The following is a 20,864-nucleotide window of genomic DNA, read 5'->3' as shown; positions in this document are numbered from 1 at the left end:
CCGTGCTCCAACTTGCCCTGCAACAGGCGATGCGTGACAAACCCAAGCGTCAGCAGGTCAAGGAAGCAACCGACCTGATCTACAAGCGCTTTGGCGTGTTGCGTCAATTCAAGCCGTTGGCAATCGGCATCCACGAGGCGCTCATCGCCGAACTGCCCCAGTTTGATCCGGTAGTGGTTCAGCGCGTGATTCAGCGCCACTGTTGCACCGCGCGCTACCTGAAGGCGATGCAGCGCGAACAGTATCGCTACAAGCTCGACGGCAAGCGCGCCGCTGAACTGACCGATGCCGAGAAGGACGACGCCAAGCGTCGGCTGGACGGCATGGGTACCGGCAAGGACGCTGTCGCGGCCCCTGCCGACGCTGCGCCTGCAGCGGCGGTTGCCGATGCAGTGCCGGCCGGCGAACGCCAGCAGGCGATCGAGGAGGTCAAGGCCGAGCTGAACGACCTGATCAAGCTGATCGATGACAGCAAGCCGGCTGCCGAATAGGCGTCGACAGGCTTTCTGCCCGGAAACGGAGCCATTTACTGGCTCCGTTTTTCTTTTTTCGTGCTGCGCTGCAACTCGTTAGTGGTTTGCCGTTGTCGCCGGATCGGGGCAGACTGGATGCTGAATTCATGTCAGAGGAGACAACCGTCATGAGAGCGATCATCCAGACCGCCCCCGGTGATGCCGACACCCTGATCGTCGGCGAACTGCCGATGCCGGAACCGGGGCCCGGCCAGTTGCGCGTCCGCGTGCGCGCGGCCGGCATCAACCGGGCTGACATTGCCCAGCGTGAAGGCCGCTATCCGCCACCACCGGGCGCACCGGAAACGCTGGGGCTGGAGGTGGCCGGCGAAGTCGATGCGGTCGGTATCGGCAGCAAGGATTTCGCGGTCGGCGACCGGGTCATGGCACTGGTCGGCGGCGGTGGCTATGCCGAATATGCGCTGGTCGATGCGCCGCTGGCGGTGCGCTTGCCGGACGAACTCGGCTTTGTCGAAGCGGCAACGCTGCCCGAGACCTGGATGACGGCGTGGCTGAACCTGATCGACCTGGCACGGCTGATGCCGGGCGAGACAGCGCTGGTCCATGCCGGTGCCGGCGGTGTCGGTGCGGCGGCCATCCAGCTGGCCGGCCTGGTCGGTGCGCGCGCGATTGCGACCGCCGGCACGGCTGACAAATGCACATTCTGTCGTCAGCTTGGCGCCGAACTGGCACTGAACTATCGCGACGACGACGTGGTCGCAGCGCTGAAGGCGGCCGGTCGGGCCGATGTGGTGCTGGACCCGGTCGGGGGGGATTCGCTGTCACGCAACCTGGCCTGCATGAATCCGGGCGGCCGGCTGGTCGTCATCGCCTTCATGGCCGGTCGGCTGGCCGAACTCGATCTGGCGCAACTGATGGTCAAGCATCTGACGCTGATCGGCTCGACCCTGCGCAGCCGGCCGCTGGCCGACAAGGCGCGGCTGGCCGGGCGGCTGGGCGATACCGTGTTGCCGGCCCTGGCCAGTGGGCGAGTCCGCATCACGCTGGACAGCTCGTTCCCGCTGGCCAGGGCGGCCGAAGCCCATCGCTATGTCGAGGCCAACCGCAATCTGGGCAAGGTCGTGCTGACGGTATAAGGGCCGCGGCTTGACGGCGCAGTCCGGGCGCAGTTCAAGAAAAAGCTTGCGGAAAGGCTGCGCCATCCTCACGTGCCAAAATCCCGCTTGAGCGGCATGAAGGACGGCTACAAGATCAGGCTGCGGCGTGCGGGCTATCGCCTGGCATGCCGGGTGGACGGTGACGGGGTCCTCGTCACCGTCCTTGCCATCGGTCGGCGGGAAGGCAACGAAGCCTGTGCCGTGGCTGCCGGGCGAACAGGCAGTGGCGACTGAGGCGTCGCCTCAGCCATGGGCGCCGGGCGTATGTGCCGGCGGCCACTGCACGCTGTCAGCCTGGTTCTGCTGCAGCCAGTCGGCACGGTCGAGCAGGCGCTTGCGCCAGGAGGCGGTCAGCGCCGGCACGGCGGCGGCACGCAACTGCGCCGGGTCGGGGCGGTGCGAGGCCATCAGTACCATCAGCGCGTCCAGGGTCAGGGCCTCGCTGTCGCCGGGCAGGGGCTCGATGCGGCTGTCGAGGTGGATGCCGCCGGTCTCGATCACCCGACAGTACCAGCCGGTCAGCCGCTGACGGGCAACGGTCGCCGCCACTCCCTTGCAACCGAAACGGGCGTCGATTTTCCAGCACGGGCTGCGCGGCTGGCTGACTTCCAGCAGCGCCTCGCCGACACGCAGCCGGTCTCCGACGCGCAGCGCCGTTTCCAGCAGGCCGGTCAGGGACAGGTTTTCGCCGAGAAAGCCGGGGCCGAGCCGGTCGGCCACCGCCGGATAGGCTTCGGCCAGTCGCGCGTAGTGTTCTGCCGGGTACAGATGCACCGCCTTGTCCGGACCGCCATGCACGCTCAGATCGGCCTGCTGGTCGCCATCCAGCCCGGTCGGCCCGATATGGGCGGTGGAAACCGCGCTCTTGACGATGGCGGACAGGCGGCCATCGTCGCCGAGCGGGGCGGCGCGGCCGGTATACAGACCTAGCAAGCGAATGGACATGCGGACTCCGGGGATCAGTAGTCGAGAGGGATGAACAGTTCGCCGCGCATCAGCGGCCGGGCGGTGCGGGTCATCACCACCTCGTCGATGCGCCAGTCGCTGCCGCTGCGGCTGACCACGGCGCTGAGCGTCTGGCTGCCGGCGGCGTGGCTGAAGCACAGCGGTGTGGCCGGCGCATCCAGCAAACGGCTGGCCAGCGTGTCCGGCAGGGCGGCGGCGGCAGCCAGGCCGATGGCGCCGGTGCCGGTAAAGGCATGATGCAGCCGGCCCATCGACAGGATGCGGGCATTCAACTGGCAGTCCGGGCGTCGTGCCCGGCTCAGAAAAGCGATTTTCGGCGTGGCCGGACGCTGGCGACTGGCCTGTTCCAGGCTGTCGGCCAGACCCATTGCCACGCTGCCGGCTGCGCGCAGGTGTTCGAGGGCGGCCTGGGTGGCGGCATCGATGCGATCCGCGGTTTCATCACCAGCCAGACCCAGTGCGGCGGCATCGATCAGCACCAGCGGATTGCCGGCGTCGATCAGCGTCGCTTCGATGGCCCGGCCGTCCGGCAGCCGCAGCGTATCGATGGCGCGGCCGGTCGGGAACAGGCGCCCGGCACTGCCGCCGGCCGGATCGAGAAAGCGCAGCCGGATCGGCGCGGCAGGGAAGGCGACGCCATCGATGGCACAGTCGCCGGTCCAGCACGGCTGCCCGTCACGGACATCGAGTCCGGCAATGATGGTCTTGCCGATATTGGCCTGCCAGATGCGGATTTCGGCCGGACCGTCGTCACGGGCTACCAGCCCCTCCATCAGCGCAAACAGCGGCACGGCGGCAGTCAGGTTGCCGCAATTGCCGGACCAGTCGATCAGCGCCTCGCGGATGGCCACGTGACCGAACAGGTAGTCGACATCGTGGCCGGGACGTTCGGAACGGGACAGCACCACCACCTTGCTGGTGCTGGAAATGCCGGTGCCGAGGCCGTCGATCTGCGAACCATAGGGATCGGGACTGCCGATGGCGCGGATCAGCAGCGACTCGCGCAGTGCCGGCGCAGCCGGCAGCCGGTCGGCCCGGAAAAACAGCCCCTTGCTGGTGCCGCCGCGCATCAGCGTGGCCGGCAGGATATGGATGGCGGTCATGACGGGAAGGCAGCCTGGGCGGTGGTGATGGCGGCGACGCGTGCGGCGTCGACCTGCTGCGGAATCGAGGCCTTGTCCGTGCAGGCGGCGGCGATGGCGCCGGCATCGACGGCGCGGGCCGCCGCGAGCAGGGCGAGCAGATAGTCGGCCTGCGGATACACGGCATCGGCATAGCCGGTGCGGCCATGGCAGTCGGCGCGGCAGACGGCGAGAAAATCCAGAAAGCGCGCCGGCCGGCGCAGCGCATCGGCATCGCGGAACAGCTTCAGCACCGTGGCCGGACGCAGCTCGCGCGCCCGGTGAACGTGGGTGTGGAAGCGGCAGGTGATCAGCGCCAGATCACGGCATTCGGCCGGCACTTTCAGTCGTGCCGACAGGGCCTCGACCGGGGCAACCCCTCGCTGTTCGTGGGCGATATGGCGCGGCAGCACATCGGCCGGCGTCAGCGCCTTGCCGAGGTCATGGCACAGTGCCGCGTAGCGTGCCGCCAGCGGTAGCCCCTCGCGGGCCGCCGCATCCAGAACCAGCTCCATATGGATGCCGGTATCGACTTCGGGGTGGTAGTCGGCCCGTTGCGGCACGCCGTACAGGGCATCGACCTCGGGCATGACCCGGGCCAGCGCGCCGCATTCGCGCAGGGTCGAGAACAGGCGCGACGGGCGGTCTTCCATCAGTCCCCTGGCCACTTCCTGCCACACCCGTTCCGGCACCAGTGCGTCGACCTCGCCATCGGCAACCATGCTGCGCATCAGCGCCAGCGTGTCCGGCGCGGTGGCAAAGCCGAAGCGGGCGGCGAAACGCGCCAGACGCAGGATGCGCACCGGGTCCTCGACAAAGGCGGGGCCGACATGGCGCAGCATGCCGGCCTGCAGATCTTCCTGGCCGTGGTACGGATCGATCAGCCGGCCATCCTCGTCTTCGGCAATGGCGTTGATGGTCAGGTCGCGGCGGGCCAGATCCTGTTCCAGCGTCACGTCCGGGGCCGCGTGGAAGCTGAAGCCGTGGTAGCCGCGCGCGGTCTTGCGCTCGGTGCGCGCCAGTGCGTATTCCTCGCGCGTCTGCGGATGCAGGAATACCGGAAAGTCGCGCCCGACCGGCATGAAGCCGCGCGCGAGCATGTCTTCGGGCGAGGCGCCGACCACGACCCAGTCGCGGTCGCGTACCGGCAGCCCGAGCAGACGGTCGCGCACTGCGCCACCGACGATATAGGTTTTCATGTCACTCATTTGACGAAGCCGCTGAGGTGGGCCAGGCCGAACTGCAGCACGAGCTGGGTCAGGCCGTCCCAGATGATCTGCACGCCGAGGCACATCAGAATGAAGGCCGACAGACGCATGAACACCATGGTACCGGTATTGCCGAGCACGCGGAGCAGGGTATCGGCATAACGGTAGCAGGCGTACAGCGAGAAGGCGATCAGCCCGGTGCCGACCAGACTGGCCAGTACCAGCACCGTCACGTGCTGGAGGCTGGCGCTGGCCAGCGTGCCGCTGCCGCGCAGGTTGGCGGCGACGGTGATGGCCACGGTGGTCGCACCCGGCCCGACGGTGATCGGGAAGGTCAGCGGGTAGAACGCGCGCTGCGACAGCTGGTCACGGGTCAGGTGGCCGGTATCGCCCTGGTCGCGGGCGATGTCGTGCTTGTCGGTCAGCATCTCCCATGCCGCCATCGTCACCAGAAAGCCGCCGCCGACCTGCACGATCGGCAGCGAGACCTCGAACAGCTTCAGTACATAGCCGCCGACATACATGGCAGCGAGCAGCAGCACGAAGCTGTAGATGCCGACCTTGCGCGCGAGGATGGCCCGTTCTTCATGGGTGTTGTGCGCCGTCAGCGACAGGAAGATCGGCGCGTGTCCGGGCGGATTCAGGATCGGGAACAGCGCAGCGATGATGAACAGCACCTTGCTGAAGAACAGCGTGATCGTTTCCAACATGACGGGCCTTGGCTTCAGTAATGGGGCGGGGACGGTAACGTGTGGCGACGGCTGACATCAAGCGCGGGTTCGCGTTGCTGCAGATCCCTGTCTCAATGCCCACCGGCCGACCCCCCATGGTGTCATGCCAGATGGCCGAAGAACAGATAGGCAACGCCGACCGCCGCGATAAAGCCGATCAGGTCGGCAAACAGCCCGCAGCCGGCGGCATAGCGGGTGTTGCGGATATTGACTGCGCCGAAATACACCGCCAGCACATAGAAGGTGGTTTCGCTCGATCCCTGGATGATGGATACCAGACGACCGACAAAGCTGTCCGCACCATGGGTCTTCATGCTGTCGATCATCACCGCGCGTGCGCCGCTGCCGGACAGCGATTTCATGATCCCGTTCGGCAGTGCGTCGACCCAGCGGGTATCGAAACCGAAACCCGCGACCGCGGCGCGCACCGCGCCAATGGCCAGTTCCAGCGCGCCGCTGGCGCGCAGCAGCGCGATCGCCACCAGCATTGCCACCAGATACGGAATGATGCCGACCGCAACCTGGAAGCCTTCCCTGGCGCCGTCGATAAAGGCCTCGTACACATTGATCCGCCGCCACAGCGCGGCAACGATCATCAGCGTGACCACGGCGAGCAGCAGACCATTGCTCCACATGGCCGACTGGCGCTGCATCTGCTCCGGCGGCAGGCTGGCGAACCAGGCAGTCACGCCGCCGACCAGCAGCGTCAGCCCGCCGGCATAGGCGAGCACGACCGGATCGAACAGCTTCAGGCGCTGGATGACGCCGGTCAGTGCCACCCCGGCCAGGGTGGCGATATAGCTGGCCAGCAGCAGCGGGATGAACACATCGGTCGGGTCGGCGGCGCCGAGCTGCGCGCGGTAGGCAAAGATGGTGACCGGAAACAGGGTGACGGCGGCGGTATTGATGACCAGGAACAGGATCTGCGCGTCGGTGGCGGTATCCGGCACCGGGTTCAGCGTCTGCAGCTCGCGCATCGCCTTCAGACCCAGCGGCGTGGCGGCATTGTCGAGGCCGAGCATATTGGCGGCGATATTCATGGTCATGCTGCCCAGCGCCGGATGGCCGTCCGGCACGCCGGGAAACAGGCGGCGGAACAGCGGCGCCAGACCGCGTGCCATCAGCGCGATCAGCCCGGCGCGCTCGCCGATCTTCATGATGCCGAGCCACAGTGTCATGACGCCGGTCAGCCCGAGGGCGATCTCGAAGCCGGTGCGGGCGGTGTCGAACATGGCCCGCACCAGCGCCGGCAGGATATCGGCATTGCCGAACACCAGCGTCTGGACGAAGGCGGACACGACGGCGACCAGAATGAATCCGGCCCAGATGACATTCAGCAGCATGGTGCGCACAGGAGGAGTGATGGCGCGGCCATGATACGGGGGCGGTTCCGGCGCGGCCAGCGGCCTGGCGGGCGCCCGGTGCTAGCGACCGTCCTTGCGGCGTTCGGTCACGCTTTCGCCGGCAATGCCCCAGTTGTCGGTCTCCACCTCGTCGATGATGACAAAGGTGGTGGCCGGGTTCTTGCCGAGCACGTCGGCCAGCAACCGGGTGGCGCCTTCGATCAGGCGCTGTTTCTGTTCGGCGCTGGCGCCTTCGCGGGTAATGCGGATATTGACATAAGGCATGGCGGGTTCCAGTTCAGGGTTGGGGTGGGGAAACGGAGCGGCGGCTGCCGCAGGCGGCCGGCACCAGCGGCAGCGCCAGCAGCAGGGCGGCGCCGGCGATCAGGCACGGCAGGGCGAAACTGCCGCTGCTGTGGCGCAGCCAGCCGGCCAGCAGCGGACCGGCCAGCTGGCCGAGGCCATAGGCGGCGACGATCCAGGCCAGCGGATGATGATTCGGCCGCAGCGGCAGCGAGCGGGCCAGCGGCATGACCAGCGTGACCGTGCCCATGAAGGTGCCGCCGATCAGCACGGCAGTCAGGTACAGGCCGGCCTGGGTCGGCCACAGCGCGGGCAGGGCGGCGCCGATCGCCTGCAGCAGCAGGTTCAGCGTCAGCATCGGTGCGGTGCCGTAGCGGTGGTTGGCTTTCGCCCACAGGATGGGCGACGGCATGGCGGCGAGGCCGGCGACCAGCCAGATCCAGCCGCCGGCACGGGTGTTGCCCAGTGTCTCGGCCGCCAGAGTGGGCAGATAGGTGGCAGCGATGATGTAGCCGAAACCGGCCAGCCCGTACAGCCAGGTCAGCGCGGACTGGGACACGGCGCTCCGGGTGGCCGGCGCGGCCTGCGCCGAGCGCGGTGCGGCAAGTGGCCGGGCAATCCAGGCCAGCGACAATAGTCCGAGCAGCGCGCCCAGCGCCCAGGTGACGGCCGACGACAGGCCGAGTCCTTCACCAAGGCCGGACAGCAGGCCGGACAGCACGATGCCGACGCCGACGCCGGCAAACAATATGCCCCGGGTGGCGGCATCCGCACGCGGCAGCACCAGGGTCGAGATGCAGACGAACATCAGCGCTGACGCAAAGCCGGCGACAAAGCGCAGCGCCGACCACAGCGCCGGCGGGCAGTCCGGAATCATGGCGGCCATGGTCAGCACCGTCAGCCCGGCGCCGGCCATCAGCCCGCGCCGCAGGCTGAGCCGGCGCGCGAGCGGGTAGCGTGCCATCACCATGCTGCCGGCCAGGTAGCCGGCATAGTTCCAGAATGCCAGCGCCGAGCCGTCGGCCAGTGTCAGCCGCTGCTCGGCCAGCATTGGCGGCAGCATCGAGGTATAGAAGAAGCGTCCCAGCCCCATGGCGAGGCAGAGTGCGACGAGACCGTAGAGGCCGGGGCGGGACGTGTGGACGGGCATGGGAGCTTCCGGGCTGGGCTGATCTTCAGACTAGCCAATATTGATCATCACCAGAAACGATTTAATATGAACACATCGTTCGTTATTGATGATCCGGAAAGCCGTTGCAATGGAATTGTCCAGCCTCAGACTGTTTACCGCCGTGGCCGAGCAGGGGGGCGTGACCCGGGCGGCGCAGGCGCTGCACTGCGTGCAGTCGAACGTTTCCGCCCGCTTGCGCCAGCTGGAAGACGAGCTCGGCACGGCGCTGTTCCATCGCGACCGGCGGCAGATGATCATGACCCCGGCCGGGCGCGAGCTGCTCGGTTACGCACGGCGGCTGACCGCGCTGGCGGATGAAGCGCGCGAGGCGGTGCGCGGTGCGGCGCCGTCGGGCCAGCTGCGGCTCGGTTCGATGGAAACCACGGCGGCGATACGCCTGCCGCTGCCGCTGGCTGATTATCACCGCCGTTATCCGGCCGTTCACCTGTCACTGGAAACCGGGCCGACGCGGACGCTGATCGACCAGGTCTGCGACTACCGGCTGGACGCCGCGTTCATTGCCGGGCCGGTTTCCGACCCGCAGCTGGATGGCTGCCGGCTGTGGCGCGAGGAGCTGGTGCTGGTGACCGAAGCCGGCCACGCTCCGGTCGGCCAGGCGGCCGACCTGCCGGCGCCGACGCTGCTGGCCTTTCGCGCCGGGTGCGCCTATCGCGAACGGCTGGAGCACTGGTGCCGCACCGAAGGTGTGTTCCCGGCTGCTATTCTCGAATTCGGCTCCTTCCAGGCCATCCTTGGTTGCGCGGCCGCCGGCATGGGCATTGCGCTGTTGCCGAAGACGGTGGTCGATGCCCAGCGCGACATGCACCTGCCGCTGGCGCTGCACCGCCTGCCCAGTGCCGTTGCCGATGCGGAAACCTGGCTGGTGTGGCGGCGCGACCGGGCGCCTCGCGCCCTGCTGGCGCTGGTCGAACTGCTCGGGTTCAGCCCGTCAGTCGATCAGCATGCGGCGCGCGATGCCGCCGCGCCATGCTAGACTCTGCCGCCTGCTTTTCATCCGGCATCCGCATGAAACTTTCGTCACAGACCGTACTTCGCTGGCTGAGCGCCATTCTGCTGGCCGTGTCGCTGACCGCGTGCTCGCCGTCGGCGATGCAGGCGTGGTGGGCCGACTCGGTGGTCAGCGGCAAGGGGTTCGTGTCGAAGACGCTGGATCTGCCCGACGGGCGACTTGCCTGGCGCGAAGCCGGCAGCGGCCAGCCGGTATTGCTGCTGCACGGTTTCGGTGGCAACGGGCTGGTGAACTGGCAGGCGCAGATGACGGATCTGGCACGCGATCATCGCGTGCTGGTGCCGGACCTGCTGTGGTTCGGCGCGTCGACCTCGCAGCGCCCGCCCTCGCTGGATGCGCAGGCGGCGGCGCTGGCCGCGCTGCTCGAACGACTGGACCTGCGCGATGTCAGAGTAGTAGGGCTGTCCTATGGCGGATTTGTCGCCCAGGCGCTGACGCGCCGGGTGCCGGAACGGATCAGTCAGCTGGTCATGGTGGACTCGCCGGGCTGGGTCTACACCGACGCCGATGCCCGCGACCTGCTGTCACGGGCCGGGGTGCCGTCGGCCGAAGCGCTGTTCGTGCCGGATACGCCGGAAGCGCTGCGGCGGCTGGTCAGGCTGGTCTACTCGCATTCTTCCCGCGATGCCCCGGACTGGGTGCTGAGCGATGTGCTCCAGTACTATTTCGCCGGCCGCCGGCAGTCGCAACTTGCGCTGATCCGCGAACTGAATGCCAACCGCGATCACTATGTCGCCACCCTGGACCCGGCGCAGCCGTGGCCATTGTCGGTGGTGATCTGGGGCAGCGATGACCGGATTTTCCCGCTGCCGATCGGCCAGCGCCTGGCCCGCGCACTGAATGCGCGGCTGATCGTGGTGCCGGGGGCCGGCCACAATCTGCCGGTCGACCGGCCGGAACACGCGACGCGGGCGCTGCGTGATGCGCTCGCCATGACCCGCTGACTCAACAAGGATTTTGCCTGGATGCTGACAACCCTTCTTGCCTTCCTGGTCGCACTCGGCGTGCTGGTCACGTTCCACGAGTTCGGTCACTACTGGGTCGCCCGACGCCTTGGCGTCAAGGTGGTCCGGTTCTCCATCGGCTTCGGCAAGCCGCTGGTGACCTGGCGGCGTGGCGAGACCGAGTGGGCGCTGGCGCCGATCCCGCTGGGCGGCTACGTGAAGATGCTCGACACCCGCGAGGACGTGGCCGTGCTGCCGGAGGAGCGGGCGCGGGCGTTCGATCTGCAGCCGGTCTGGCACCGGATCGCCATCGTGGCGGCCGGGCCGGTCGCCAACATGCTGCTGGCGGTGGTGCTGACCTGGCTGACCCTGCTCAATGGCGTCGAGGGCATCCGCCCGGTCATCGGCATGGTGGCACCGGACACGCCGGCGGCCATGGCCGGGCTGCGCGCCGGACAGTCGGTGGTGTCGATCAATGGCGAAGCGGTTGAGGACTGGCAGCAACTGCGGCTGCAACTGGTGGACGGCGTGACCGATCGCGGCTCGCCGCTGGTGGTCGGCATCAGTGATGGCGGCGTCGAACGCAAGGTGAGCATTCCGCCGGCCCAGCTGGCCAATCTGGACATCGAACGCGGCATCGGGCCGTTCGGCCTGTCGCCGCTGCGGCTGACCACCCGACTGGCCTATATCGAGGCCGGCAGCGCCGCCGACCGCGCCGGGCTGCGGACCGAGGACACCGTGCTGGCCGTCAATGGCGTGGCTCTGGACGGTGACTGGACACGGCTGGTGACCGCCGTGCTGCACAGCGACGGCAAGCCGCTGGCGCTGACGGTCGAGCACAGTGGCGCCGCGCCGCGCACGGTCAACGTCACGCCGCAGCGCGCCACGCCGGACGGTCCGTGGCGGCTGGGCATTGCGCCGGCACCGGATGCCGACTGGATGAACGGGCTGCAGTTCCGCCGCGACCCCGGCCTGCTGGGCGGGATCGGCGAAGCCTTCACCCAGACCTGGCAGTCGGTATCGCTGACCACGCGGATGATCGGACGCATGGTGACCGGAGACGTGTCACCGGCCAGCATCAGCGGGCCGATCACCATGGCCGACTACGCCGGCAAGAGCGCGCGCGCCGGCTGGGAAGCCTTCCTGGATTACATGGCCTTGATCAGCATCAGCCTCGGCGTACTCAACCTGCTCCCCATTCCGCTGCTGGACGGCGGGCATTTGCTGTATTATGCGGCCGAGATCATTCGTGGTCGGCCGCTGTCTGCGCGAGCGCAGGAAATCGGCCGCCGCATCGGGTTCTCGGCACTGGCCGCCCTGATGTTATTTGCTTTTTTCAACGACATAACCCGTCTTTTTGCGGGATAACCGCCACCTTATGAAATTGACACACATTGCCGCGGCCGTCATCGGGCTGATCGCGCTGCCGGCCTGGGCCGTAGCGCCCTTTGTTGTCCGTGACATCCGGGTCGAGGGCTTGCAACGCACCGAGCCCGGCACGGTATTCAACTACCTGCCGCTCAAGGTGGGGGATACGTTTACCGACGATCGGGCCGAATCCTCCATCAAGGCGCTGTTCGCCACCGGCTTCTTTAATGATGTCCGGGTGGAGACCGAAGGCGACGTGGTTATCGTGTCGGTTGACGAGCGCCCGGTCGTTGCCCAGTTGAGCATCAACGGTTCCAAGGAGTTCGACAAGGAACAGTTGAAGAAGGCCCTGAAGGAAAACGGTCTCGCCGAGAGCCGGATTTTCGACCAGGCGCTGCTCGACCAGGCTGTCCAGGAACTCAAACGGCAGTATTTCAGCCGGGGCAAGTACTCGGTCGAAATCAAGCCGTCGGTCAGCAAGCTCGATCGCAACCGGGTTGCCGTCACGCTCGACATCAGCGAAGGCGCTGCCGCGCGCATCAAGCAGATCACCTTCGTCGGCAACAATGCCTACGATGCCGACGATCTGACCGACCAGATGCAGCTGTCGACCCCGGGCTGGTTCTCGTGGATCACCAAGGACGACCAGTATTCGAAGCAGAAGCTGACCGGTGACCTGGAAAAGCTGCGCTCGTTCTATCTGAACCAGGGCTACTTCGAGTACAACATCGACTCGACCCAGGTTTCCATCAGCCCGGACAAGAAGGACATGTTCATTACCGTGAACATGACCGAGGGCAAGAAGTACAAGGTGACCGACGTCAAGCTGGCCGGTGACCTGATCGTGCCCGAGAGTGAACTGAAGCCGCTGCTGGTCATCCAGCCGGGCGAAGTGTTCACCCGCGACAAGATCAACCAGTCGGTTACCGCGCTGACCGATCGCCTCGGCCAGGACGGCTATGCGTTCGCCAACGTCAACGCCGTGCCGGAAGTGAACAAGGAAAAGGGCGAAGTCGCCTTCACCTTCTTTGTCGACCCGGGCCGCCGCACCTATGTGCGCAAGATCAACGTGACCGGCAACACCCGGACCCGCGACGAAGTCGTGCGCCGTGAAATGCGCCAGATGGAAGCCGGCTGGTACGACGCCAAGAAGATCAAGCGCTCGAAGGAACGTCTCGACCTGCTTGGATACTTCACCGACGTCAACGTCGAGACCCCGGCCGTGCCCGACACCGCCGACCAGGTCGACGTGAACTTCAAGGTGACGGAAAAGCCGACCGGCAACGTGACGCTGGGCGCCGGCTACGCGCAGGACGAAGGTCTGATCCTGTCCGCCGGGATTTCGCAGTCGAACTTCTTCGGCTCGGGCAAGGCCGTCAGCGCGTCGTTCAACACGTCGAAGCTGAACCGCTACCTGAACTTCTCCTTCACCGACCCGTACTTCACCGAAGACGGCGTGTCGATCGGCTACGATGCCTACTATCGTCGCTACTCGCCGAACGAGACCAATACCCAGCAGTACCGCACCGACACCGTCGGCGCCGACGTCCGCTTCGGGATTCCGATCACCGAATACGACACGATCAACACCAGCCTCGGTGTCGAGCAGACCAAGGTCAAGGTCTTCGACAGCAGCCCGAGCCGCTACAAGAAGTATGTTGATGACTTCGGCACCAACAACCTGAACTATCTTTGGAAGGTAGGCTGGGCACGCGACACGCGCGACAGCTACCTGTGGCCGACCACCGGCCGCATTTCGCGCATCAACTACGAAATGTCGGTCCCGGGCAGTGACATCAACTACATGCGCCTGGTTGGCAGTCAGCAGACGTTCTTCCCGCTGACCAAGCGGCTGGTGCTGGCGCTGAATGGCGAACTGGGTGCGGTGCAGAGCTACGGCAAGACCGATTCGGTGCCGTTCTTCCAGAACTTCTACCTGGGTGGTATCGGTTCGGTGCGCGGTTACGAGAACGCGTCGATCGGCAAGAAGGACGAGAATGACGATGCCTACGGTGCAACCCGTCGTGCCATCATCAATGCCGAACTGCTGTTCCCGTTCCCGGGCATGAAGGATGACAAGACGCTGCGTGCGTCGGCGTTCTTCGATGCCGGTACGCTGTGGGGCGGCGATGGTTCGACCGCAACCTGGCGTGACAATGTGCGCTACTCTACCGGTCTGGCCCTGTCGTGGCTGTCGCCGATGGGCCCGATGAAGTTCAGTTACGCGTTCCCGCTGAAGAGTGAAGACAGCGGTGAAAACAAGGATAACCTGCAGCGCTTCCAGTTCTCGCTGGGCACAACGTTCTGACCTGAGGGGGATGCATGAATCTGTCCCGCATTTTGCTGCCGATGCTGGCGTTGACCATTGCGATGCCGGCCCTGGCCGATTTCAAGATGGGCTACGTCAACATCGAGCGCCTCTACCGCGAGGCGGCGCCGGCCGTCGCCGCGCAGAAGCGGCTTGAGCAGGAGTTCGCCGGCCGCGATGGCGAACTCAAGCAGCTGGCTGACAAGGCCCGCGACCTGAAGCAGACGCTCGACAAGGGCAAGCTCAGCGCGAACGACCGCAAGTCGAAGGAGCTCGATCTGGTCTCCATCGAGCGGGAGTTCCAGCAGAAGCAGGGCCAGTTGCGGGCGGAGTTCACCACGCGCCGGAACGAGGAATTCGCTTCGGTGCTGGACCGTGCCAACCAGGCGGTGCTCGACATCGCCAAGAAGGAAGGTTACGACCTGATCGTGCAGGAAGCGGTATACGTCAATCCGAAGCACGATCTGACCGAACGCATCCTGAAGGCGATGGACAACTGAGCACTGTGCGTACGGTGCAACACGCGGCCGGCCTAGTCGGCCGCGGTTTTTTTGCAAGGCCATCATGCTGACCCTGAACGATCTGGTCGCCCGGCTGGGCGGCGAACTGCATGGTGATGGCGAACGGGTCATCACCGGCGTGAACACGTTGTCCGCAGCCGCGGATGGCGATATCGCCTTCGTGACCATCAAGCACGCCGCACAGGCGGCGACCAGCGCCGCTGCGGCGCTGATCGTCCCGACCGCACTGGCGGGCACGCTGGCACAGCCGCATGTCGCCGTTCGCGATCCGCAGTTGTACTTTGCCCGTGTCGCCACGCTGTTTCACCCGCTGCCGGTCGCGGTGCCTGGCGTGCATCCTTCCGCCCATGTCGCCGCCAGCGCCCGCGTGGCGCCGGATGCGCAGATCGGGCCGAACGTATTTGTCGGCGAAAATGCCGTTATCGGCCATGGTGTCATACTGTCGGCCGGCGCCTGCGTCGGCGACGGGGCGGTCATCGGCGACGGCACGCTGCTGTATGCGCATGCGGTGGTCGAGCACCATTGCGAGATCGGCCTGCGCTGCATCCTGCATCCGGGCTGCGTGATTGGCGCCGACGGCTTCGGCAACGCGTTTGCCGGCGACCACTGGGAAAAAATTCCGCAGATCGGCCGCGTGCTGATCGGCAACGACGTCGAGATCGGCGCCAACACCACGGTCGACCGTGGTGCACTGGGCGATACCGTGATCGAGGACGGTGTCCGCCTCGACAACCTGATCCACATCGCGCACAACTGCCGGATCGGCAAGCACACTGCCATGGCGGCCTGCGTCGGCGTGGCCGGCAGCACCCGCATTGGCGCGTACTGCCTGATGGGCGGGGCGGCGATGATTTCCGGCCATCTCGATATCGGCGACCGGGTGCAGGTCTCCGGCGGTACGCTGGTGGCCAAATCCATCCGCACCCCCGGCGTCTATACCGCCGTCTACCCGCTGGCCGAACATCGCGACTGGCTGACCAATGCCGCGCGGGTGCGCCAGATCGGCAGCCTGTTCGACCGCATGAAGGCGCTGGAGCAAGAACTTGACGCCCTTAAGCGCCGGGACGGCAGCGGCGAATGAACACCAGTGCCACGGTGCTGTGCCAACCGTTGGCAGCAACTTACGAATTCAAGACAGGAAGACCCTCATGAGCGACGTCTCCAACCATATCGACATCCGCGGCATCATGAAGCTGCTGCCCCATCGCTATCCGTTCCTGCTGGTCGACCGCGTGCTGGACATCGAAATCGGCAAGCGTATCCGGGCGATCAAGAACGTGACCGCCAACGAACAGTTCTTCGTCGGTCACTTCGAGCAGTACCCGGTCATGCCGGGCGTGCTGATCATCGAAGCGCTGGCGCAGGCCGCCGGCATCCTGGCCATCAAGACCCATGATGGCGACGTGCGCCAGGAAAATGCGCTGTACTTCTTCGTCGGCATCGACAACGCCCGCTTCAAGCGCCAGGTGGTGCCGGGTGACCAGCTGGTGTTCGAAGTGGAAATGCTCCGCGTCGCCCGCGGTATCGGCAAGTTCTCCGCCCGTGCCCTGGTCGATGGCGAAGTCGCCTGCGAAGCCGAACTGATGTGTGCCCGCCGGGAGATCTGACATGTCGATTCACCCTACGGCCCTGATTGACCCCGCCGCGCAGATCGACACTGATGTCGAGATTGGCGCGTACGCGGTCATCGGTCCGCACGTGAGTGTCGGCAAGGGCAGCAAGATCGGTCATCACACCGTGGTCGAAGGCCATACCCGCATTGGCGAGAACAACACCGTGTTCCCGTTCGCCTCGCTGGGCCAGGCGCCGCAGGACAAGAAATACGCCGGCGAGGAAACCCGCCTCGAAATCGGCAACGGCAATACCATCCGCGAATTCTGCACCCTGAACCTCGGCACGGTGCAGGACGTGGGCGTGACCCGGGTCGGCAACGACAACTGGATCATGGCCTACGTGCATATCGCGCATGACTGCCAGGTCGGCGATCACTGCATCCTGGCCAACAACGCCACGCTGGCCGGTCACGTGACCCTCGGCGACTGGGTGGTGCTTGGCGGCCTGACCGCACTGCACCAGTTCTGCCATGTCGGCGCCCATGCCATGACGGCCGGCGGCTCGATCGTGGTGCAGGACATTCCGCCGTACGTGATGGCCGCCGGCAACCATGCGTCGCCGGTCGGCATCAACAGCGAAGGGCTGAAGCGTCGCGGGTATTCCGCCGAGGCGATCAAGGCCATCCGCATGGCGTACAAGCAGCTCTACCGCAACGGACTGAGCTTCGACGATGCGAAGGCGCAGATCGCGAAGGGGTCGGAAACGGTGACCGAGCTGGCTCTTTTCAACGAATTCTTCGCCCGGACCACGCGCGGCATCATCCGCTAAACCATGACGCTTTTTCACCGCACGACTTCCTTTCGAGTAGCCATGGTCGCTGGCGAAGCCAGCGGAGACGGCCTGGGTGCTGCCCTGATGGCGGCGCTGAAGGCGCTGCATCGCGACATCGAGTTCGTCGGCATCGGCGGACCCCGGATGCAGGGGGAGGGGCTGAACAGCCTGTACCCGCAGGAGGCGCTGGCCGTGCGCGGCTACGCCGAAGTGATCCGCAGCCTGCCGCGCCTGCTGCGCATCCGCCGTGGCCTCAAACGCGCGCTGCTCGATGAACGCCCGCACGTGTTCATCGGCATCGACGCACCCGATTTCAACCTCGGGCTGGAAACCGCACTCAAGCGTGGCGGTGTGCGCACCGTGCACTACGTCAGTCCGTCGATCTGGGCATGGCGCGGCGAACGCATCCACAAGATCAAGCGCGCGGTCGACCATGTGCTGGCGCTGTTCCCGATGGAAGCGCCGCTGTACAAGGCTGCCGGCGTGCCGGTCACCTATGTCGGCCATCCGTATGCCGACAACTTCGACCTGGAACCGGACCGCGAAGCGGCGCGCAAGGTGCTGCGCGTGGCGCAGGACGTGCCGGTGTTCGCCGTGCTGCCCGGCAGCCGCGTGTCCGAAGTCGACTACATGGCGCCGCTGTTCATCGCCACCATGCGCCGGCTGCTGGCCTCACGCCCGGATGCCCAGTTTGTGGTGCCGATCGCGACCCGTCCGACCATGGAACGCTTCCGCCACCACCTTTACGCCGAAAAGGCCGAAGACCTGCCGATCCGCGTGCTGTTTGGCCATGCGCGTGAAGCGATGGTCGCTTCCGACCTGGTACTGGCCGCCAGCGGCACGGCAACGCTGGAAGTGGCGCTGGCCAAGCGGCCGATGGTCATCAGCTACAGGGTGTCCAACAGCACGTATCGGCTGGTGAAAAAGAAACTGCGCCTGCCGTACGTGGGCCTGCCGAATATCCTGTCCGGCCGCTTTGTCGTACCGGAGCTGCTGCAGGATGACGCAACCGCCGACAACATCGCCCAGGCCGCACTGAACGCGCTGGACGACCCGCGCTACCGCGAATGGCTGTCGAAGCGTTTTGCGAGCCTGCACCGCGAGCTGCAGCGCGACGGCGCCAGCCTGGCCGCGCGCATCGTGCTGCAGATCGCCGGCGTCGGCTCACGCTGATCCCCGCCAGGCCCCGCCGCTACTGGCTTGCGGGGCTTGACGGCGGCGGCGGCAGTCTTTATTATTCGCACCCTCAGTCAGCGAACGATTCGCGGCTCGGGACAGTTTATGGAATGCCGATTCATCGACATTCCGCAGGTCAGGTTGCCGTTGTAGCTCAGTTGGTAGAGCAACTGATTCGTAATCAGTAGGTCGAGTGTTCGATTCACTTCAACGGCACCAGTAGAATCAAGGGGTTGCAGGATTTTTCCTGTGACCCCTTTTTTGCTTTCTAGTTCGTGTAAGCACTATGTAAGCGGGAACGGTCAATGGTGTGGGCGTTGGGCCAAGGCTTGTGCGGCTGATGCTAGATGAAGTGGACCGGTCTGGAAGACCTTCTCTGTGTTGGCACAAATAGCTGGATAAGGGCTCTTTCTCACAAAGTTTTGCTTCCGTTCCTCGAGAGGGCTTTGGCTGATTGTGCTCCGGCGATGTTGGCACCATGTGAACGGAGTTCTGCTAGGCACTGTGGTGCGACGGGGGGGGCATCTTGATGGCGGCTGCTCGGCCGAAGCAGTCGTTACAGGTTTGTACTAAATTTTCAGTTAACGGCCGAAAGCGGCAACTCACCAGGGGCTGCTTTCTAGCAACCCAAATTTAGTGCAGAGTGCCCCCTTTGTCGCCCGCTGTTTCCAAGGCGACTCCCTCCACTTGCTAAAATAAGCTTTTGCCCCTCGTTGGTGAGTAATAGGAGAAGGTCACCCATGCGACATGTCTCGTTTGCCTTCGATCAATTGACCGACTTGCAAGGGATGCTTGCGGCAAGTGACATTCGCACAGATGCTTCGCGGGCTGCGTCTGTACTGGTACAGGTCTACAGCGCCAACGTCCAAGGAAACTGGATCACTTCGGTTTCTGAATGTATCCAGGCGGCGTTGCCTCAGGCAGTCGTCGTAGGAGCGACCACGGTGGGCGAATTAGCGCAGGGCCACTCATTCACCGGCAAAACAGTAGTCGGGCTGACGTTTTTCGAGACTACTACACTGGGTGTATTTGCCCTGACTTGCTCTACAGGGCAGGAAACTGAAGTGGGGGCAGAGCTTGGTCGACGCATAGAGCGTTCGTGTCCTACTCCCACCGGCGTGCTGTTGCTGGCAACACCTCTCAGTATCAGCGCGGCTGATTTGCTGCAGGGTCTGGAGAAGACTCGCGGTCGCTATCCTGTTTTTGGAGGGGGGGCTGGCGATTATGCATCCATGGTTCAGTCTTTTGTGTTTGCAGGCAGCGAGCAGTTTTCGCAGGGAGTCGTGGCCGTTGCGTTCATGGGCAACGATTTGCAGATCGAATCTCGGACGTACTTGGGCTGGAGAGCCTTGAGCAAAGAGATGACAGTCACAGACGTTGACGGCATGTTGGTAAAAACAGTTAATGGGCAGCCGGCTTTTGATGTTTATCGTCGCTATCTAGATATTCCGAATGATGACCAGTTTTTTTTAAATGCGCTTGAGTTCCCTTTTCTGTTTCAGCGCGACGGGAAGGTACTGGCACGTGTGCCGGTGGCCGTCACGGAAGGGGGAGGAGTTCAGTTCGTCGCAGACATTGCGCCGGGTGAAAAGTTCCGCGTCGGCTACGGTGATCCGGAATTGATTGTGGGGGATGCGATTGACATTCACCATGTGATGCAAGATTTTTCACCCGACGCGGTCTTTCTCTATACCTGTGGGTGCCGACGATTCCTGATGCAGGAGGAAGTCGACAAAGAAACCTTGCCATTTGAGTCCGTTGCACCCACGTTTGGCTTTTATACCTATGGCGAGTTTTTTGGTGTAGATAAGTCGATAGAGCTGCTGAACTCAACCATGGTGGCCGTGGGCATGCGCGAAGGTCTGGGAAAACACCGTAAGCCAGATGTCGTCGACGCTGCATTCAACAGTGCTGCGCCAACCGATCCCTACGCAAACAAGCATTCACGTATTGTTTCAAGGTTGGTTCACTTCATCGGCGCGGTAACCACAGAGCTCGAAGATGCCAACCGTGAGATTACCAAACACTCGCTGACGGACCGGCTGACACAGTTGGGCAACCGCGCAAGCCTCGATGCTTTCCTGTCCGAATGCATGGCGCTGGCTGTGCGATACAAGCAGGTATTCTCGGTGGTTCTTTTGGATGTTGATCACTTCAAGCAAGTCAACGACACCTACGGCCATCTCGTGGGCGACGACGTTCTGGTCAGCATAGCAAAGGTCTTATTACGCAACACTCGTGAGTCTGATATGGCCGGTCGCTGGGGGGGAGAGGAGTTCCTTCTTGTGCTGCCACACACGGATCTTAAACAGGCAACGACTGTCGCAGAAAAACTAAGGCAGGCCGTTGCAGCACAGAATATTCCTGTGGTTGGTCACAAGACTGCCAGTTTCGGCGTTGCATCTCACAGTCTTGGAGAAAGCCTTGACACATTCCTGGCCCGCGCGGATCGAGCACTCTATGAGGCCAAACAAAAAGGGCGCAATTGTGTACAGGCTGCAACTTGACAGTCATTCATACGAGGCGACGCGTTCACTGGAAAAGCAACCATTGGGATAGCCATCTGGACTGCCCCGGCTCCAGTAGGCATTCCTGCCCTATGATTTGAGCATAGGAGGATGTCCGTGAGTACGCAGCGTTTTACCCCAGAATTCAAAGA

19 protein-coding genes, 1 tRNA gene and 1 pseudogene are annotated in these 20,864 nt (G+C 64.6%); 14 read left to right on the top strand and 7 right to left on the bottom strand.

All coding sequences use genetic code 11. From position 1 onward, the window contains the following. Positions 1 to 2 precede the first annotated feature (2 nt). From DFO50_RS06140 to DFO50_RS06130, 3 genes and pseudogenes are all read left to right on the top strand, one after another. Positions 3 to 491 carry a ProQ/FINO family protein gene (locus tag DFO50_RS06140; RefSeq protein WP_158537409.1) on the top strand — a complete coding sequence of 163 codons (489 nt, stop codon included), beginning with the start codon at positions 3 to 5 and terminating at the stop codon, positions 489 to 491. Between the two features lie 149 nt (positions 492 to 640). Further along, a complete protein-coding gene (locus DFO50_RS06135) occupies positions 641 to 1,609 on the top strand; it encodes an NAD(P)H-quinone oxidoreductase (RefSeq protein WP_028498256.1) in 969 nt (322 codons plus the stop codon). A gap of 27 nt (positions 1,610 to 1,636) precedes the next feature. After that, a pseudogene (locus DFO50_RS06130) lies at positions 1,637 to 1,864 on the top strand (type II toxin-antitoxin system RelE/ParE family toxin); the annotation flags it as partial. Positions 1,865 to 1,873: 9 nt separating this feature from the next. Here the strand turns inward: DFO50_RS06130 and DFO50_RS06125 are convergent. The 7 genes from DFO50_RS06125 to DFO50_RS06095 form a co-directional block, all read right to left on the bottom strand. Further along, positions 1,874 to 2,575 (bottom strand): MOSC domain-containing protein, encoded by a 702-nt coding sequence (locus DFO50_RS06125; protein ID WP_107888519.1) that lies wholly within the window; start codon positions 2,573 to 2,575, stop codon positions 1,874 to 1,876. 14 nt (positions 2,576 to 2,589) lie between these two features. Continuing rightward, positions 2,590 to 3,699 (bottom strand): PrpF domain-containing protein, encoded by a 1,110-nt coding sequence (locus DFO50_RS06120; RefSeq protein WP_107888518.1) that lies wholly within the window; start codon positions 3,697 to 3,699, stop codon positions 2,590 to 2,592. Continuing rightward, complete coding sequence (locus DFO50_RS06115; protein WP_112692200.1) at positions 3,696 to 4,916, bottom strand: multifunctional CCA addition/repair protein; 1,221 nt, start codon at positions 4,914 to 4,916, stop codon at positions 3,696 to 3,698. Before DFO50_RS06115 ends, DFO50_RS06120 begins: the two co-directional genes overlap by 4 nt. Positions 4,917 to 4,921: 5 nt before the next feature. Next, positions 4,922 to 5,635: a MarC family protein gene (locus DFO50_RS06110; RefSeq protein ID WP_051528670.1), complete on the bottom strand. Its 714-nt coding sequence runs from the start codon at positions 5,633 to 5,635 to the stop codon at positions 4,922 to 4,924. Between the two features lie 122 nt (positions 5,636 to 5,757). Further along, positions 5,758 to 6,999, bottom strand: coding sequence for a nucleoside recognition domain-containing protein (locus DFO50_RS06105; RefSeq protein ID WP_199489755.1), 1,242 nt, complete (start codon positions 6,997 to 6,999; stop codon positions 5,758 to 5,760). Positions 7,000 to 7,080: 81 nt separating this feature from the next. Next, positions 7,081 to 7,284, bottom strand: a complete 204-nt coding sequence (locus DFO50_RS06100) for a 2-hydroxymuconate tautomerase family protein (protein WP_028498261.1) — start codon at positions 7,282 to 7,284, stop codon at positions 7,081 to 7,083. Positions 7,285 to 7,297: 13 nt separating this feature from the next. Further along, a complete protein-coding gene (locus DFO50_RS06095; protein ID WP_028498262.1) occupies positions 7,298 to 8,452 on the bottom strand; it encodes a YbfB/YjiJ family MFS transporter in 1,155 nt (384 codons plus the stop codon). 109 nt (positions 8,453 to 8,561) lie between these two features. Here DFO50_RS06095 and DFO50_RS06090 point away from each other — a divergent pair, with 109 nt between their 5' ends. The 11 genes from DFO50_RS06090 (at position 8,562) to DFO50_RS06040 (ending at position 20,712) form a co-directional block, all read left to right on the top strand. Further along, positions 8,562 to 9,467 carry a LysR family transcriptional regulator gene (locus DFO50_RS06090; RefSeq protein WP_112692199.1) on the top strand — a complete coding sequence of 302 codons (906 nt, stop codon included), beginning with the start codon at positions 8,562 to 8,564 and terminating at the stop codon, positions 9,465 to 9,467. Positions 9,468 to 9,499: 32 nt separating this feature from the next. After that, positions 9,500 to 10,447 carry an alpha/beta fold hydrolase gene (locus DFO50_RS06085; RefSeq protein ID WP_158537408.1) on the top strand — a complete coding sequence of 316 codons (948 nt, stop codon included), beginning with the start codon at positions 9,500 to 9,502 and terminating at the stop codon, positions 10,445 to 10,447. Between the two features lie 21 nt (positions 10,448 to 10,468). Then, positions 10,469 to 11,815, top strand: a complete 1,347-nt coding sequence (gene rseP / locus DFO50_RS06080) for an RIP metalloprotease RseP (protein ID WP_112692197.1) — start codon at positions 10,469 to 10,471, stop codon at positions 11,813 to 11,815. A 10-nt stretch (positions 11,816 to 11,825) separates the two neighbouring features. Next, positions 11,826 to 14,123 (top strand): outer membrane protein assembly factor BamA, encoded by a 2,298-nt coding sequence (gene bamA / locus DFO50_RS06075; protein WP_028498266.1) that lies wholly within the window; start codon positions 11,826 to 11,828, stop codon positions 14,121 to 14,123. A 14-nt stretch (positions 14,124 to 14,137) separates the two neighbouring features. Further along, on the top strand, positions 14,138 to 14,623 hold the full coding sequence (locus DFO50_RS06070; protein ID WP_028498267.1) for an OmpH family outer membrane protein: 486 nt from the start codon (positions 14,138 to 14,140) through the stop codon (positions 14,621 to 14,623). Between the two features lie 64 nt (positions 14,624 to 14,687). Next, complete coding sequence (gene lpxD, locus DFO50_RS06065) at positions 14,688 to 15,725, top strand: UDP-3-O-(3-hydroxymyristoyl)glucosamine N-acyltransferase (RefSeq protein WP_028498268.1); 1,038 nt, start codon at positions 14,688 to 14,690, stop codon at positions 15,723 to 15,725. A 67-nt stretch (positions 15,726 to 15,792) separates the two neighbouring features. Then, complete coding sequence (gene fabZ / locus DFO50_RS06060) at positions 15,793 to 16,251, top strand: 3-hydroxyacyl-ACP dehydratase FabZ (protein WP_028498269.1); 459 nt, start codon at positions 15,793 to 15,795, stop codon at positions 16,249 to 16,251. Between the two features lies 1 nt (position 16,252). After that, positions 16,253 to 17,026 carry an acyl-ACP--UDP-N-acetylglucosamine O-acyltransferase gene (gene lpxA / locus DFO50_RS06055; protein WP_028498270.1) on the top strand — a complete coding sequence of 258 codons (774 nt, stop codon included), beginning with the start codon at positions 16,253 to 16,255 and terminating at the stop codon, positions 17,024 to 17,026. 3 nt (positions 17,027 to 17,029) lie between these two features. Continuing rightward, on the top strand, positions 17,030 to 18,202 hold the full coding sequence (gene lpxB, locus DFO50_RS06050) for a lipid-A-disaccharide synthase (protein WP_028498271.1): 1,173 nt from the start codon (positions 17,030 to 17,032) through the stop codon (positions 18,200 to 18,202). Between the two features lie 146 nt (positions 18,203 to 18,348). Then, positions 18,349 to 18,424, top strand: a tRNA-Thr gene (locus DFO50_RS06045). Between the two features lie 521 nt (positions 18,425 to 18,945). Continuing rightward, positions 18,946 to 20,712: a GGDEF domain-containing protein gene (locus DFO50_RS06040; protein ID WP_112692196.1), complete on the top strand. Its 1,767-nt coding sequence runs from the start codon at positions 18,946 to 18,948 to the stop codon at positions 20,710 to 20,712. Positions 20,713 to 20,864: the final 152 nt, after the last annotated feature.

The organism is Microvirgula sp. AG722, assembly GCF_003269145.1.
In the GTDB taxonomy this organism is placed as follows: domain Bacteria; phylum Pseudomonadota; class Gammaproteobacteria; order Burkholderiales; family Aquaspirillaceae; genus Microvirgula; species Microvirgula aerodenitrificans.
This window is presented reverse-complemented; position numbering and strand designations above follow the sequence as displayed.

Bases quoted from the DNA above. Each gene is read 5' to 3' on its own strand.
- DFO50_RS06135 (WP_028498256.1), top strand. From the start codon at position 641: ATGAGAGCGATCATCCAGACCGCCCCCGGTGATGCCGACACCCTGATC.
- DFO50_RS06125 (WP_107888519.1), bottom strand. From the start codon at position 2,575: ATGTCCATTCGCTTGCTAGGTCTGTATACCGGCCGCGCCGCCCCGCTC.
- DFO50_RS06120 (WP_107888518.1), bottom strand. From the start codon at position 3,699: ATGACCGCCATCCATATCCTGCCGGCCACGCTGATGCGCGGCGGCACC.
- DFO50_RS06115 (WP_112692200.1), bottom strand. From the start codon at position 4,916: ATGAAAACCTATATCGTCGGTGGCGCAGTGCGCGACCGTCTGCTCGGG.
- DFO50_RS06110 (WP_051528670.1), bottom strand. From the start codon at position 5,635: ATGTTGGAAACGATCACGCTGTTCTTCAGCAAGGTGCTGTTCATCATC.
- DFO50_RS06105 (WP_199489755.1), bottom strand. From the start codon at position 6,999: ATGCTGCTGAATGTCATCTGGGCCGGATTCATTCTGGTCGCCGTCGTG.
- DFO50_RS06100 (WP_028498261.1), bottom strand. From the start codon at position 7,284: ATGCCTTATGTCAATATCCGCATTACCCGCGAAGGCGCCAGCGCCGAA.
- DFO50_RS06095 (WP_028498262.1), bottom strand. From the start codon at position 8,452: ATGCCCGTCCACACGTCCCGCCCCGGCCTCTACGGTCTCGTCGCACTC.
- DFO50_RS06090 (WP_112692199.1), top strand. From the start codon at position 8,562: ATGGAATTGTCCAGCCTCAGACTGTTTACCGCCGTGGCCGAGCAGGGG.
- DFO50_RS06085 (WP_158537408.1), top strand. From the start codon at position 9,500: ATGAAACTTTCGTCACAGACCGTACTTCGCTGGCTGAGCGCCATTCTG.
- rseP (WP_112692197.1), top strand. From the start codon at position 10,469: ATGCTGACAACCCTTCTTGCCTTCCTGGTCGCACTCGGCGTGCTGGTC.
- bamA (WP_028498266.1), top strand. From the start codon at position 11,826: ATGAAATTGACACACATTGCCGCGGCCGTCATCGGGCTGATCGCGCTG.
- DFO50_RS06070 (WP_028498267.1), top strand. From the start codon at position 14,138: ATGAATCTGTCCCGCATTTTGCTGCCGATGCTGGCGTTGACCATTGCG.
- lpxD (WP_028498268.1), top strand. From the start codon at position 14,688: ATGCTGACCCTGAACGATCTGGTCGCCCGGCTGGGCGGCGAACTGCAT.
- fabZ (WP_028498269.1), top strand. From the start codon at position 15,793: ATGAGCGACGTCTCCAACCATATCGACATCCGCGGCATCATGAAGCTG.
- lpxA (WP_028498270.1), top strand. From the start codon at position 16,253: ATGTCGATTCACCCTACGGCCCTGATTGACCCCGCCGCGCAGATCGAC.
- lpxB (WP_028498271.1), top strand. From the start codon at position 17,030: ATGACGCTTTTTCACCGCACGACTTCCTTTCGAGTAGCCATGGTCGCT.
- DFO50_RS06040 (WP_112692196.1), top strand. From the start codon at position 18,946: ATGCGACATGTCTCGTTTGCCTTCGATCAATTGACCGACTTGCAAGGG.